A 14,256-nucleotide genomic window follows, 5' to 3' on the forward strand; every position below is an offset into this window, starting at 1 on the left:
ATCTACGAGATGTGAATAATAACTAGGCGATTTGTCACCAAATGATAATAATTTGTCACCAAATGGCAATTTTGAAAATCGACGTTTCGGCATTCTCCACGCTCGTAAATTTCTGAATAACAAGATCCAACCCGTCATAGCTTGAAAGGAACTACACATGCAGCAACGTCGCTCAGCTACACACAAGAGTCGCCGGCACTTATTAAGTACTGGTATTTGCCTCGCCATTGCCAGCTCCTTTAATAGTGCTTTTGCGGCCCCCATGCTCGAGGAGGTTCTGGTCACGGCCCAAAAGCGCAGCCAGAGTACGCAAGATATTCCCGTGGCAGTTACCGGCTTAACCGGCACACAGCTCGACAAATACGGCTTTGAAAACGCCAGCGATATCTCTGCCCAAGTCCCCAATATGCAGGTCAGCGGCCCCTACGGTGACATTCAACCAATTTTTGCCATCCGCGGCGTGAGCATGTCTGACTACAGCTCAAACCAAGCTAGTCCCATCGGCGTTTATGTTGACGAAACTTATTTGGCTCCGGTGTACAGCCACGGCGCTAACTTTTTTGATATTGAACGCTTAGAAGTGCTGCGTGGTCCGCAGGGTACGCTTTACGGAAAAAACACCACCGGCGGCGCAATAAACATTATTACCCGCACCCCTCAATTCGGTGATGAGCCGAGCAATTACATTAAACTTGGCGCCGGCAGTTACAACGCGACTAGTGCTGAAGCCGGTGCAGAAACTGAGCTTATACCCGGCATTTTAGCTGCGCGGGGCGCATTGAGCTTTAAGCGTGACGAAGGCTATGTCGACATCGTTGGCCGCAGTGAAAACGGCGCACAAACAGACTTTCAAGGCGGCCGCCTTGCATTCCATTATGCGCCTAACGACACCTGGGATGCCGTCTTCAAATACACCGTTTCTGGCAACGATGCCCTCAGCACCCCAGCCCGCAATGAAGGTCGCACCGACTTAATTGGTTCGCCCAATTCAGATTACAACGGCTACTCTCGACAAAGTCGCAATTTAGATTTCCACGAAACCGAAGCAAACGACGTCGGCCCGCTGATTACCAACACTGACATCGCCGGCTTAACAGTAACTTTTGCAGGAGACGGTTTCTCTATTACCTCGGTCACCTCTTACTATGATGCCGACTATTACCAATTAGCCGACACCGATGGTTCACCGAATGACCTACTCACCATCACCTGGTCATCAGACACCATTGGCTATAGCCAAGATCTGCGTTTCTCCTCTGAATTTGACGGCATGTTTAACATCATTGCCGGTGTTTACTACGGGTACGAAGATCAATTCATGCACAATATTTACGACATCTTCGACACCCCGCCAGATGTGAGAGTCGGCGTAGCTAAACCTGACACCGCACAGCAATACCCATTTCTGCTCGACTACGGCATGCTCGATCAGCGCATGGAAACCAAAAAAACCAGCTTAGCGGCCTACTCGCAAATGCGCTTTGATTTTACCGATCGCTTCGGCATGGACTTAGGGCTGCGCTATACCAAAGACAGCAATGAACAGAGTTACTTTAATATCTCCCGCGTTGGTTACGACGGCAGCCCCAGAGGCACCTACGTGCCCGGCAATAATACCGGCGTCGATGATGCTTATATCTCGGTTCCGCTGTCTCAATCGCAACTCGTCGATATTCTCGGCGACCCAACGCTATTGCTGAATCTATTAAACCTTGGCTACACCCACGGTGCTTACACCCTAGATTCTGCGCCAAAACTAGAGGCTAACGAGGCAGAGTGGACTGGTAAAATTGGTCTCGACTACCGCATTAACGACGATGTCATGGTCTATGTCAGCGCCAGCCACGGTTACCGCAGCGGCAGCTTCAACGGCGGCGCCTATTATTTAGCGCGTCCAATTGAAACCGCCTACGCATCACCGGAATATATCGATGCCTTTGAAGTCGGCTTTAAAGCAGACTTACTAGACAACAGCATGCGCTTAAACGCCGCGCTATTTTCCTATGACTACACCGACCAACAATTTATTAACGTGGTTGGTTTTTCTAACTTCTTAGAAAATGCCGGCAGTTCGCAAATTGCAGGTGCAGAAGCTGAACTCTGGGCACGCCTAACAGAAAAACTCACACTGCAAATTGGCTTTGGTTATCTGCAAACTGAGTTTTCTGAACTTACTTTGGCGAATACCGAAACCATCGCTGACGCTGACGACCGCGTCGACTTGAGTGGCAACGAGCTTATCTCGGCACCTAAATTCAACTACAGCATCTCTCTGGACTACGATATTTGGGTAACAGACGCCGGCTACTTAACCGCAAACGTAAATGGCAACTTCCAAGATGACCAATGGTATAGCGCCTACAATGATCAATACGGCTACGGCGAGATTCGCCAAGATGCCTACTGGTTATTCAATGCCCGAACCAGCTGGCACGCTAGTGATGACAGCTACTCGATATCCCTATGGGTGAAAAACCTAATGGATAAAGAGTACGATAGCTACGGTATTAATCTGCAGGCCGGCTTCGGTCATGACAACTACCTCGCTGGGCCTCCGCGCAGCTACGGCGCTGAAGTTACTTATCGCTTCTGATACGTCGATAGATAGCTGCACAGTAAGTGCAGCTATCTATCGCCCTCGAAAACATTCGCAATAGTACGTCTCAAACTCCTTCGCACTACCAATCAGTTCTATACCCCGCCTTGACAGCATTCCTATTCACAGTTAATTTGTGCGCAAGCTAATAGTTAAGCCTGCTTATAAATTAAATATAGGGTCGTCATGTCGTCCCCAGAAAATTTAAGTAAGCGCGGCACCAACCCCATCTACTGCATTAAAGGCCGATTCCGCTGTTCCAGATCACAAAAACACCTGCTCCTCTCTCTTCCAACGCAAAAAGAATGCTCGCATTTTTTGCTTTAGCAAGTATCAGCGGCGCCACCACCGCCGTTGAGCTGGGCAGAATTGAAGGCTTTGGCCCAGTATCGAGAGGGTTTGCAGGGGGCGGTGTCGCACACGCCACCGGCGCCGCAGCAATTATCCTCAATCCGGCGGAACTGCTCTCAAATAAACGTGGCCACGAATTTATGGTGCAGGTTTCTGAGATACAGGCCACCATTGACGTCCGCAATAAGCAAAGCCACGAGAATGTCCACACAGCTAATTTAGGGAACAATCGTGGCCCCTACGACTTACCAGAAATTGCTTACAGCTATCGAGCAGACAAATGGGCATTTGGCATTGGCATTTTTGCCGCGGCAGGCTTTGGCATTGAATATGGTCGCGACTCGTTCCTTTCCACAACCACCACTGGCAATGTAGCAACTGGCTTAGAGGTATCAGGTCGTTTAACCGCACTGCGCATACCCATCGCACTCGCTTGGCAAGCCACGCCAGCACTGCGCCTTGGTGCCGCACTCGATATTGTCAACTTAGGTATTAATATCGCAACGCTATACGACGCCAAACAGGTAAGAATGTTGATGCAACAGGATCGTGCATCTGGTGGCTTAGTATCCGTTGTTGGTGCCCTGCCCACCCTTGCTGGAGTGCATCTAAACTTCATTAAAGATCACCCTATTTCTGGCGGGCTTTCGGGCTGGGGTATCGGAGGCCGAGTCGGCGCATCGTGGCAAATACAAACAGAAACTACTCTCAGCCTAGCATACGAATTTGAAACGCAGCTCAGCGATTTAAGAGGTAAAGGCCAACTAACGGCGGTGGATATATTAAATAACCATATACCCGTTAATGGACAAGGGCGGTTTAACGATATGCAATTGCCTGCAGCATTTGTTCTTGGCGTATCCCATAAAGTAAAACCCAACTTAAGCGTTGTTGCCGACATGCGCAGAACTTTTTGGAAGCATATGCTCGGCGATGCGCGCTTTTCTTACCAAGCGGAGGGCGGGCTTTTCGATGGGCAGACGCTTAATGCAATATTGCCACTTGGCTTTAATAACATAACCTCAGTAAGCCTCGGAGCTGAGTGGTCTGCCAATGACAGCTGGATTTTTCGCAGCGGTATATCCCATGCCATTCAGCAATTGGTGAAGGATGAAAATTTCAGTGGCACCTTTCCAACCCTAACCCGAAACCATTTCGTCATTAACGCGAGTTATCGCTTCCAGCCACAACATGAACTAACGCTTGGCTGCACCTACGCATGGACGCCGGCGGTAACTAACCCAGGCAATAACATCTCTAGCATTCCGCCGATCAAAGGCAGAAACTACCAAATCACACCGGTAATTTCATACAGAATTGGCTTCTAAAAAAGCAAGAGCGAGGGTTTAGTCCTCTTCATTCGCTTCGCGAATCCGTTCGCGACGTGCAGCCTCTTCTTCCATTACCGCTTTAATTTCCAGCAGTACCGAATCCACATCGACGGCTTCGCCACTGTCTTCAAACTCGCCGGAGAGCTCTGTATCTTCATCCAGCTCACCGTCTTCGTACAGCGCCCACATCTCGTCGGCATAGCGAGTTTTTAATAACTCTGGCGCAAATTGGCCATAATACTCAGTCATATTATTAATATCGCGCCGCAGCATACTTTGAGCGTTATTATTTCCCGCTGCATCTACCGCTTGTGGTAAATCAATAATGACGGGGCCGTAGTCGTCGACGAGCACATTAAACTCAGAAAGATCGCCGTGAACCAAGCCTGCCACCAACATGAGCTTAACGTAGTGCATGACCACGGCGTGGTCTTCGCAAGCCTGTTCAGCAGACATCGACACATCATTCAAACGCGGCGCAACGCTGCCCTCTTCATCAGTGACCAACTCCATAAGGAGTACGCCGTCAAAACAACCGTAGGGCTTAGGCACCCGAACACCCGCCCTTGCCAAGCGATACAAGGCATCGACTTCGGCGTTATGCCAAGCGTCTTCCTGTTGCTTACGACCGAATTTTGAGCCTTTTTCCATCGCCCGTGCACGGCGACTATTGCGGACTTTGCGGCCCTCTTGATACAGCACTGCTTGTTTAAAACTGCGCTGTGCGGCCTCTTTATAAACTTTCGCGCAGCGAATTTCCTCACCACAGCGCACCACATACACCGAGGCTTCTTTACCACTCATTAGTGGCCGAAGTACTTCATCCACAATGCCATCGTCAATTAGCGGCTGTATGCGTTTAGGGGTTTTCATTATGTCCTTCGTATTGTGCTAAAAAAGCCGGCGTGATCTCGTCATCCAGCAAAGCGAGCTTCATTGTAAAGCGCGCCGTAAAAATAGGCGACCTCTGCGCGAGCTGTTTCCCCGTAAGTCGAGCAAAACATAGCTATGTGTATTTTTTAATTCGATTTCTTAACAAAGGCACTAATAATCACAATTCGAGTCCCGTTAACACGGCCTTCAATATGCTCAGGATTATTTGTTAAAGCGATACCCCGCACAGCCGTGCCCCGCTTGGCGACAAAGCTTGTACCTTTAACATCCAGATCTTTAATTAAGACTACCGTATCGCCGGCAAATAGCTGAGTGCCGTTACTGTCTAGGGTAGGCTCACCGTCGTCACTGTCAGGAGTCTCCGTGGCATCGGCCCAATGCTGAACCTCTTCAGTCAAGTACACCATATCGATAAGGTCCTGTGCCCACGGCTCGGCGGCAAGACGCTTTAATAAACGGTAAGACAAAACTTGAACAGCGGCTACAGAGCTCCAAACGGTGTCATTCAAACTATGCCAACGCTTGGTATCTAGCTCACTACCCTCCGCGAGTTGCTCGCGGCACACTGCACATGTCATCACACATTGCTCTGCCTTGCTATCGTCGTAGGGCGCCACCGCATAAAGGGCTAGATGCTCGGGAGAAGCACATAATTCGCAGCGAGAATCACTGCGCTGTATTACGACCTGTTCGGTGTTCATAGACATATCCGCTCAAAAGCAGCGTATTTTACGGACAATGATGCACAGAAACGACTTAAATACAGCAGAAAGAAGAATTTTAGATCTTTAAAAACCGATGGCACTGAGGAACAGTGCCAATCGTCACGCTCGAATCAGGCAGATTGATTCTCAGCAGGCGACTTAGCTACGTCGTCTTTTGCGACGGCAGCATCATTCACAAAGGTTAGACGCGGTGTATCATGCTTTTTTACTTGGCTTGCCCCAATAAATTGGCCACCGGACTCAATCACTAGTTCGCGCACTTTAATCTCGCCACTCACCTGACCAGAGGCCACAATTTCAAGCCGATCAGCGTCAATTTTGCCGTCCAGAACGCCGCTCACCAATACCCGTTTAGCTTTCACATCGCCGGTAAAACGGCCAGTGGTACTGACAATCAAATCGTTCTTAGAGGTTAAATTACCTTTCATTACACCATCTAGGTGAAAATCGTCATTTAGCTCGACGTCGCCGGTAAGCGTGGTGCCAGCTGCGACCACCGTCGTTCTGGAACCGCCGTCTGTTTTCTTAGTGTTTTTGCCAGGGAATCCCATTTTATTTGCTCCTCGCGAGAAAAAAGAACATCGTAGTTCTCCCAAGACCATTCCATAAACGGGCCTGGAGCTAAGCGTCGATGTAAATGTCGTACTTCATAATGCAGGTGCGGCGCGCTGGATAAGCCGGTATTTCCGGTGTAGCCGATTAAATCGCCCTGACGCACATAGTCGCCACCAGCAACCGAAAGTTTACTTAAATGGCCAAAGACAGTTACAAAACCAAAATTATGACTGAGCTTAATCATTTGACCAAAACCACTATTGGTGCCCGCTAATTCAACCACGCCATCGGCAGTTGCATAAACCGGCGTACCAACGGCGGCGCGCAAATCCGCACCACCATGCAGGGCCATTTTACCCAGCACTGGATGATTGCGCATGCCATAGCGGCTCGTTACATGGGCATCGGCTAGCGGGTAGCCGCTGGGAATAGTGCTAAGCATTAGATGTTTTTCCGACGCAGTCTGACTCGCCGTGTCTAAACGCTGATACAAACCCGCATCTGGATCCGGCGTTAAACCAATCATGGTTTCAATCGAACCTAGCTCATCACTCATTACCGAAAGCGCCACCATTTTCTCATCGATGGTATCTTGCAAGCTCTGCTGCTGCGCCAAAAGTGCATTATTTTCCGCTTTAATCGTGGTTTGATACTGCTGCAAACTCACCACTTCGGCGTTTAAGGTGCCCAAACGACTGCTCAAAAACAATATCGCTAAAAAGCCCCCTAAAAAACAGGTGCCTAAGAATATGCCTACGCCAGCCATATACCGACGCATAAGTTGAGTAACGGTGTAGTGCTTGGCACCACTGTAGCTAGTAATTGTTATTCTGTAGTGATCACGCATTCTAATTCTCTAACGTGCTAGTTCAGCACCCTGTGCTGACCAGCCCTTAAGGGCAAATTAAAATCAAATATCATCCCCAAAAACCGCTAAATCGATGATATTTCCTAAGACCCAAGGGACTTCCAAGTCAATACGGCCGGCTCGATTATGGTATTACTGCGCAAAGGATGCAAATGTGCAGTACGTTTATTGCTCAAATTTTCAACAGAGTCGACAAAATTACAGGCTTAGAATGCAAAAAAGCGGCCATAAGGCCGCTTAAATTAGAACACTTTGTAAATTACGATTAAGGCTAACGACCGCCAAGCAAGGTGCCGAGTAAACCTTGAAGCACCCCAAGTAGGTCTGCGCCATCATCTTGCGCTAACGCACCAGTAAAGGCGTTTGACACACTGCAAAGTGCATCAAGCGGAGTTCCCGCCAATGGGCACGCACCTGCACCGCCATTCATTGCCGCCATCAATGGTGCCAACAGAATATCTAAGGGAGTACCTGTTAGACCATCATCGCCACCAGTATCACCGCCACCTGACAGCAGAGCTTGCAAGGGTGCAAGCACCTCTAACAGCGCACCAAAGCCGCCAACATTGGAACCGGCACCACCGCCAGCCAATCCACCAGCTAAAGCACTTTGCAAACTAGCAAGGAAGGTATCGCTCAAGGGACCAAACAGCGCGTCAGCAGGGCTACCAAAACCGCCAGCTGGCAAGCCGCCAAAACCGCCACCCAAGAGGCCAGCCAATGAAGCCACTGCAGATTGAATTTGGCTACTCACAATCGGACCTTGACCAGATTGCTCTTCAATGAAGCCAATAGGCACTACATCAATCAATAAACCATTTAACAGGTTTTCAACTGTGACGCTTAGGGCCGCAGAGGTCGCATCAGTATCCATATCCTCAAGGGCAATTGCCGTCAAAGACAGGTCACTTAATGCTTGATCAAGGGTACTCAGCAATCCACCTAATACCGGCGCACCGCCGATTTGACCAGATGAGCCTTGATCCACGGATGCCAAACCTTCGCTAAATGCGGCGCTTAATTGAGCCAGCAATACCGATGGTGAGGGTGCCTCACCACTACCGCCGCCATTAGCCATAGCCAATACCGGCGCCAAGGCTTGTGCCAATGGCTCAAGAGGAGTACCCGCAAGCGCAGCTAGAGGATCAGAAGAGTCTCCGCCACTGCCGCTGCCACCGCCGGTACATTCTTCACCTGCCAAAGACGCCAAGGCAATCGGCAGATCAGCCGCCAACTCTGTTACTGTGGCTTGGAAATTAGCCGCTGCGCCAGTAAATAGCGCGGTAGGATCACTTTGCAAGGTAGCTGGATCGACATTGGCCAGTACTGAATCCAAAACATCCAGCACATCAGTTACAACAAAAGAGGTGACACAGCTAACTGGGCCCTCGAGTGGTGTACCTGCGGCACCAGCGACAATAGGCGCTAAAACCTGCTCAGATAGCGGCTGCTGTACCGCATCTAAAGGCCCCTCAACCTCAGAATAGCTTGTGGTTAATGGCTCATTACTGCCACCACCATCGCCACCGCCATTTCCGCTCTTCGATGAGCCGCCACCCCCACCGCCGCCACAGCCGGTGAGTGCGAGGCTGGCGCTGAATGTCAAAGCCAGCAGCCCCTTATTAGATAATAATTTATTCATACTAAGTACTCCGTTAATTAGCGCTAAATTCGCGTAAACATCCACCCAACTGGCACGTCTGGCGACGCGGTTAAAACCAACTCACCAAAAATTTGATGCTGCTATGCGTGCTGGGGACAGTAGAACAAAAATGAGCAGTAGTTTAAGTAAGGGAAAACCGAGGAGAACTAAGTACAAAGGGGTAAAACGAGAACCTCATCACACTCACGCCTGCCTGTAGCAAGCTAGCGACCAACAAGGCTAGCGTGTCGCTGTTTAGTTAGCATTAGGTGATAATGCAGGTTTTGCCGGATTAAGATTTATGCAGGACAAACCGCCGAATTGGGATTATCCAAACCCGTTTACACAGGCATTTAGCGTTCAAGCGGAACACATCGACTTTATCGGCCACGTTAACAATGCCGTGTATGTAAGCTGGTGCCAACAAGCTGGCTGGGAGCACTCATTAAGCCTAGGCTTGGGTTTTGCAGAATACCAAGCCTTAGACGCCGCCATGATTATTCGCCGCGCCAACTATGACTATATTTTGTCTGCCTATACTGGCGAAGAGTGCATTATGGGTACATGGCTGACCGCCAACGATCACAAACTGACAATGGAACGCCAGTTCCAGCTACTGCGCAAAACAGACTGCAAAACACTGCTGCGCGGGCACTGGCAACTCGTTAGCATTCGGATGAGCAATGGCAAACCTCGGCGCATGCCCAGCGAATTCGACGAGCGCTATGGTGCTGTAGTCATTGAACGCGACGCTTAGTCAGATGCACCACTGCGCAATCCGTGTAGAATAAGGCAATCCGCATACTTACAGAGAGAGAGTGAAAAGGTGACCAGCCAATACGCCGAACACCCCGCCATGTTTCGCAACAACCCACTGGGCTTCATACTTGCCGTCATTCTAATTCCCGCAGCCATCGGCATTTTGATCCTACTGTTTTGGTATCTAAAATGTAAATCTACCCGCCTTGAGATTAACGACAACGAAGTAATTCTTGAGCAAGGCCTGCTCAGCAAAGAGCGCACCGAGTTGAACGTGTCTGGTATTCGCACAGTTAAAATTAAGCAGTCATTTTTCAATCGCTTATTTGGTGTTGGCACTGTGTCTATCTTCACCGCAGGTGACAGCCCGGAAATTCAAGCCCACGGCATGCCAAAACCAGAAGTGTTTCGCGAATTAGTGAAAGCTCGCCAGACTAGCCCAGCCTGAGTCCAGGATCATCATGAGCACCTCACCCGACAAAAACGACAAGCAAGCCATTAAGATTGCGCTTATCTCCGCAGCCTTAATCGGCTTACTTGCCGTTGCCTTCATCTTATTTTTGCCCTTGGCATCGGCTTTTGTTGACCAGTACTTCAGCGCCGGCTTGGGATTAAAAGATGCTGCCGTCATCGCATTTTTTGTCACCGTGATCACCTTGGTGATTTTCGCGGTCGCCGCCGGTGACGGCCTGCTCGGCGAATTACAGTTTATGCTCAGCGGTTTTTTCGGCTTTTTCCTCGTTCTCTGGTTATTGATTGCGTGGATATTTTAAATCCTAAAGCGCCCATTTATCCCGGCAGACGTATCCATGCTTGACCTATTTGATGTTACCGCGCTATTTGGGTTTTGCGCTGTGCTCGCATATTTTTGGCGTGCCCAAGGTACCCGCGAAATCGCACTGCGCACCACTCGCCAACACCTACAGCAACAACAATTGTCCCTACTTGATGGCAACGTGGCCTTGCGGGCTGTTTGGTGTAAACGTAACCGTCAGGGCGAACTCAAACTCTGGCGCCGCTATATATTTGAATTCACCGCCACCGGACACGAGCGCTACAAGGGCTGCGTCATTACCCTTGGCAATCGCATTGAAAGCTTTGAATTAGAACCACATCGTTTTCCAGACGATATTCTGCACTAATTAACGCAGCTCATTAGTCAGTAGAAAAACAAATACTTTCACTACCACTCAAGCGAAACCCACTATGCGCCACGGTACATCCTATTCCCAAAACCAAGATGTTAGCTGGAGCACCTTGAGGGAGTTAATTCCCTATTTAATGGCCTTTCGCTCACGAATCGGTCTGGCCTTGATATGCCTGATTGCAGCCAAGGTAGCGAGCGTTGGACTGCCTTTTATTCTAAAAAACATCGTCGACCAATTAGATAAGAATGATCAACCAGCCATTTTGATACTGCCTATTGCGCTGCTAATTGCCTACGGCGTACTGCGCTTTGCCAATGTACTGTTTGGCGAGCTGCGCGACACGATTTTTGGCCGTGTAACCGAGCGCGCAATGCGTCAAGTCGGGCTAACCGTTTTCAAACATCTCCACGCCCTCGATTTAGAATTCCACCTAAACCGCCGCACCGGCGGCCTGTCTCGAGACATAGAGCGCGGCACCAACGGCATTAATTTTCTGCTGCGGTTTATGGTTTTTAATATTGTGCCGACATTTATAGAAATCGGTTTGGTGATCGCCTTATTAGGCTGGCGCTACAGCCTGTGGTTTGCCGTGATCGTATTTGTGGCGGTGGTTTGCTATGTGGCTTTTTCGGTGTTTGCTACCGAGTGGCGCACCGGCTATATACGCCGTGCCAACGAAGCCGAATCCCGCAGCAGCACCCGCGCAGTAGACAGCCTTTTAAATTTTGAAACCGTAAAGTACTTTGGCAATGAGCAATACGAAGCCAATCACTACGACAATGAGCTCGAAGGCTGGGAAATTGCCCGCCGCCAGAACCGTCTCAGTCTTTTTGCCCTCAATGCAGGCCAGGCCTTAATTATTGCAGCGGCAATGACGGCGGCAATGATTTTAGCCGCCAGCGAAGTCGTCGCCAAAGAGATGACCCTCGGTGACTTTGTGTTGATCAATGCCTTTATGATGCAAATTTTTGTGCCGCTGAATTTTCTCGGCTTTGTGTATCGCGAAATGAAGGGGTCGATGGCTAATATTGAGGCAATGTTTGCCCTACTCAGACAAAAAGCCACCATCACTGACATTGAAAATGCAGCTGACTTGAAACTGAGCGAAGGCCGAATTGAATTAGAAAACATCAGCTTTCACTACCAAAGTGAACGCCCCATCCTCAGCAATATAAGCTTTAAAGTCGGCGCCAACCAAAAGGTCGCCATCGTCGGCAGCAGCGGTGCCGGCAAATCTACCCTGCTTAAATTGCTATTCAGATTTTACGACACTAGCAAAGGTCGTATCCTTATCGATGGCCAAGATATTAAAACCGTCAATCAATCCTCGCTGCGACGCGCACTCGGTATTGTGCCCCAAGACACCGTACTCTTTAACCAATCCATTCTTGAAAATATCCGCTATGGCAGAATCGACGCCAGCGACGAGGATGTATTAGATGCCATTCGCATGGCCCATCTTGAAGAATTTATTGCCCGCCTTCCAAAGGGCGTAGACACATTAGTAGGGGAGCGCGGCCTCAAATTATCAGGCGGCGAAAAACAGCGCGTCGCCATTGCCCGTGCGCTGTTAAAGCAATCGCCCATCATGATCTTTGACGAGGCCACCTCGTCATTAGATAGCGCCTCAGAGCGTCTTATTTTAGAAGCCATCCGCGACATCGCCCGCGAACACACCATGCTGGTCATCGCACACCGGTTATCAACCGTTGTCGATGCAGACCACATTCTCGTATTAGATCAGGGCGAAATAGTCGAACAAGGCACCCACATCGAACTACTAGAACAAGGTGGTCAATACGCCCACCTTTGGTCTTTACAACAACGTGAACGAGCTTTAAGCGCCACTTCATAGCGCCTGCAGGCCTCCTCACCCCTTTCTGTGATTGTCAGCGCCCAAGGACTCTTATAGCCTTAGGGCAGTAATACACAATAGGGAACATTTATGCAGCAGCTTTCAGGTCAAGACGCCATGTTCATTCATACCGAGATTGAGGGTCTACCTCAACATATCGGTTTAATGAGTATTTACGACCAATCAACAGCCCCAGACGGCTTAGTGCGTTTTAAGCAAATTTTGCAGCTAATCGATAGCCGCTCACATCTGTCCCCCATCTTTAACCGCCGTCTTCGCAAAGTGCCATTAAATCTAGATCAACCTTATTGGGAAGACGTGGAAGACGCCGATATCGAGGCCCATGTGCACCACATCGCCCTGCCCAAGCCCGGCGATTGGCGACAGCTCTGCATCCTAGCATCGCGCATTCATGCCCGCCCCTTAGACCTGAGCAAACCACTGTGGGAAATGTACATCATCGAAGGCCTAGACAGCGTTCGCAACCTTCCTAAAGGCTGTTTTGCGGTAATGACCAAGGTTCATCACGCGGCAATGGACGGCGCCACCGGCGCACGCTTTGTACCACTGTTGCATGACCTCAGCCCCGACACCGCCGACGTCGGGCAAGCGCCCAGAAAAATCGTCCAAAAATATAACGACTGGCATATGCTGAACAAAGCGCTGGTCAACAACCTTAAAAAGCCAAGCCAATTCATCAGCTTGATAGGTAGCGCAATACCAAGTTGGCGCCGCATCCAGCGCGGTAAAAAGGAACAAGATTTCTCCCCCCTTGAGGATAAGCAAAAAACCCTCTTCCAAGGCAAGATCTCTTCGCATCGAGTTTGCGATGCGGTGCCCTTCGCCTTCGAAGATATTCGCGCCATTAAAAATACCGTGTCTGGCGCCACCATTAACGACGCCATGCTCTGTATCATTTCTGGTGCGCTGCGCAAATACTTATCTGCCAAAAATGCGCTCCCAGAAAAAACCTTGGTCAGCGGTTGTCCGATTGACGTGCGCAATAATGAAGAGCGTAACGCCGGCGGCAATATGGTCGGCTTTATGACCGTATCTCTGCACTCCGACATAATAGAACCCAAGGCAAGACTAAACGCGATTCACAATGCATCGATGAGTAGCAAAGCCTACGCCGACGCACTTGGCCCACGTATGGCGGTAGATGTGACTAATGTGCTACCCGGCGGCATGTTATCCCTTGCCATGCGCGCTGCCTCGGCAACCGGCCTAACCGAGGCCGCCGTAATATTTAATACCGTCGTAACCAATGTGCCTGGGCCAACACAACAACTGTATTTCTGCGGTGCTAAAATGGTAGACGGTATGAATTTTGGACCGCTGTTGCCAAATGTCGGCCTCTTCCATATTGTTTACAGTTCGGTATTAGATAAGGTTGGCACCATTTCGATATCCTTTAGCGCCTGTCGCAAAATGCTGCCCGACCCAGAATTTTACTCCGCCTGCTTACAGGAATCCTTCGATGAGCTTAAAGCGGCCTGTCTTGCTTCATAGTTCAAAGAAGAAGGAAATGG

13 protein-coding genes are annotated in these 14,256 nt (G+C 49.7%); 8 read left to right on the plus strand and 5 right to left on the minus strand.

What is annotated here, in order from left to right; translation table 11 throughout:
- The first annotated feature begins 157 nt into the window (after nucleotides 1–157).
- Nucleotides 158–2,593 carry a TonB-dependent receptor gene (locus tag C0068_RS02540; protein WP_103682924.1) on the plus strand — a complete coding sequence of 812 codons (2,436 nt, stop codon included), beginning with the start codon at nucleotides 158–160 and terminating at the stop codon, nucleotides 2,591–2,593.
- A gap of 308 nt (nucleotides 2,594–2,901) precedes the next feature.
- Entirely contained in the window at nucleotides 2,902–4,275 is a 1,374-nt protein-coding gene (locus C0068_RS02545; RefSeq protein WP_103682925.1) for an OmpP1/FadL family transporter, read from the plus strand.
- Nucleotides 4,276–4,293: 18 nt separating this feature from the next.
- Here the strand turns inward: C0068_RS02545 and C0068_RS02550 are convergent, their stop codons facing one another.
- From C0068_RS02550 to C0068_RS02570, 5 genes are all read right to left on the minus strand, one after another.
- Nucleotides 4,294–5,151, minus strand: a complete 858-nt coding sequence (locus C0068_RS02550; protein ID WP_103682926.1) for a PA4780 family RIO1-like protein kinase — start codon at nucleotides 5,149–5,151, stop codon at nucleotides 4,294–4,296.
- 146 nt (nucleotides 5,152–5,297) lie between these two features.
- Entirely contained in the window at nucleotides 5,298–5,873 is a 576-nt protein-coding gene (locus C0068_RS02555) for a PhnA domain-containing protein (protein ID WP_103682927.1), read from the minus strand.
- A 134-nt stretch (nucleotides 5,874–6,007) separates the two neighbouring features.
- A complete protein-coding gene (locus C0068_RS02560) occupies nucleotides 6,008–6,394 on the minus strand; it encodes a bactofilin family protein (RefSeq protein WP_158249900.1) in 387 nt (128 codons plus the stop codon).
- A complete protein-coding gene (locus C0068_RS02565; RefSeq protein WP_103682929.1) occupies nucleotides 6,352–7,299 on the minus strand; it encodes a peptidoglycan DD-metalloendopeptidase family protein in 948 nt (315 codons plus the stop codon). The genes C0068_RS02560 and C0068_RS02565 overlap by 43 nt, the downstream gene beginning before the upstream one ends.
- 292 nt (nucleotides 7,300–7,591) lie before the next feature.
- Nucleotides 7,592–8,962, minus strand: a complete 1,371-nt coding sequence (locus C0068_RS02570; RefSeq protein ID WP_103682930.1) for a hypothetical protein — start codon at nucleotides 8,960–8,962, stop codon at nucleotides 7,592–7,594.
- Nucleotides 8,963–9,263: 301 nt separating this feature from the next.
- Between C0068_RS02570 and C0068_RS02575 the strand changes: the two genes are divergently transcribed.
- The 6 genes from C0068_RS02575 to C0068_RS02600 all read left to right on the plus strand — a co-directional run bounded on the left by C0068_RS02575 (nucleotide 9,264) and on the right by C0068_RS02600 (nucleotide 14,236).
- Entirely contained in the window at nucleotides 9,264–9,719 is a 456-nt protein-coding gene (locus C0068_RS02575) for an acyl-CoA thioesterase (RefSeq protein ID WP_103682931.1), read from the plus strand.
- A gap of 69 nt (nucleotides 9,720–9,788) precedes the next feature.
- Complete coding sequence (locus C0068_RS02580; RefSeq protein WP_233208713.1) at nucleotides 9,789–10,169, plus strand: PH domain-containing protein; 381 nt, start codon at nucleotides 9,789–9,791, stop codon at nucleotides 10,167–10,169.
- 13 nt (nucleotides 10,170–10,182) lie between these two features.
- Nucleotides 10,183–10,494 carry a hypothetical protein gene (locus C0068_RS02585; RefSeq protein ID WP_103682932.1) on the plus strand — a complete coding sequence of 104 codons (312 nt, stop codon included), beginning with the start codon at nucleotides 10,183–10,185 and terminating at the stop codon, nucleotides 10,492–10,494.
- 36 nt (nucleotides 10,495–10,530) lie between these two features.
- Nucleotides 10,531–10,863 (plus strand): DUF3301 domain-containing protein, encoded by a 333-nt coding sequence (locus C0068_RS02590; RefSeq protein ID WP_103682933.1) that lies wholly within the window; start codon nucleotides 10,531–10,533, stop codon nucleotides 10,861–10,863.
- Nucleotides 10,864–10,927: 64 nt separating this feature from the next.
- Entirely contained in the window at nucleotides 10,928–12,724 is a 1,797-nt protein-coding gene (locus tag C0068_RS02595) for an ABCB family ABC transporter ATP-binding protein/permease (RefSeq protein WP_103682934.1), read from the plus strand.
- Between the two features lie 90 nt (nucleotides 12,725–12,814).
- The gene (locus C0068_RS02600; protein ID WP_103682935.1) at nucleotides 12,815–14,236 is read left to right on the plus strand and encodes a WS/DGAT/MGAT family O-acyltransferase; all 1,422 of its coding nucleotides are present in this window, start codon (nucleotides 12,815–12,817) and stop codon (nucleotides 14,234–14,236) included.
- Nucleotides 14,237–14,256 lie beyond the last annotated feature (20 nt).

Source organism: Zhongshania marina (assembly GCF_002915595.1).
Lineage (GTDB): Bacteria > Pseudomonadota > Gammaproteobacteria > Pseudomonadales > Spongiibacteraceae > Spongiibacter > Spongiibacter marinus_B.

What these genes read in the sequence shown, in the direction of transcription:
- C0068_RS02540 (WP_103682924.1), top strand. Translation starts at nt 158, where the DNA reads ATGCAGCAACGTCGCTCAGCTACACACAAGAGTCGCCGGCACTTATTA.
- C0068_RS02545 (WP_103682925.1), top strand. Translation starts at nt 2,902, where the DNA reads ATGCTCGCATTTTTTGCTTTAGCAAGTATCAGCGGCGCCACCACCGCC.
- C0068_RS02550 (WP_103682926.1), bottom strand. Translation starts at nt 5,151, where the DNA reads ATGAAAACCCCTAAACGCATACAGCCGCTAATTGACGATGGCATTGTG.
- C0068_RS02555 (WP_103682927.1), bottom strand. Translation starts at nt 5,873, where the DNA reads ATGAACACCGAACAGGTCGTAATACAGCGCAGTGATTCTCGCTGCGAA.
- C0068_RS02565 (WP_103682929.1), bottom strand. Translation starts at nt 7,299, where the DNA reads ATGCGTGATCACTACAGAATAACAATTACTAGCTACAGTGGTGCCAAG.
- C0068_RS02570 (WP_103682930.1), bottom strand. Translation starts at nt 8,962, where the DNA reads ATGAATAAATTATTATCTAATAAGGGGCTGCTGGCTTTGACATTCAGC.
- C0068_RS02575 (WP_103682931.1), top strand. Translation starts at nt 9,264, where the DNA reads ATGCAGGACAAACCGCCGAATTGGGATTATCCAAACCCGTTTACACAG.
- C0068_RS02585 (WP_103682932.1), top strand. Translation starts at nt 10,183, where the DNA reads ATGAGCACCTCACCCGACAAAAACGACAAGCAAGCCATTAAGATTGCG.
- C0068_RS02590 (WP_103682933.1), top strand. Translation starts at nt 10,531, where the DNA reads ATGCTTGACCTATTTGATGTTACCGCGCTATTTGGGTTTTGCGCTGTG.
- C0068_RS02595 (WP_103682934.1), top strand. Translation starts at nt 10,928, where the DNA reads ATGCGCCACGGTACATCCTATTCCCAAAACCAAGATGTTAGCTGGAGC.
- C0068_RS02600 (WP_103682935.1), top strand. Translation starts at nt 12,815, where the DNA reads ATGCAGCAGCTTTCAGGTCAAGACGCCATGTTCATTCATACCGAGATT.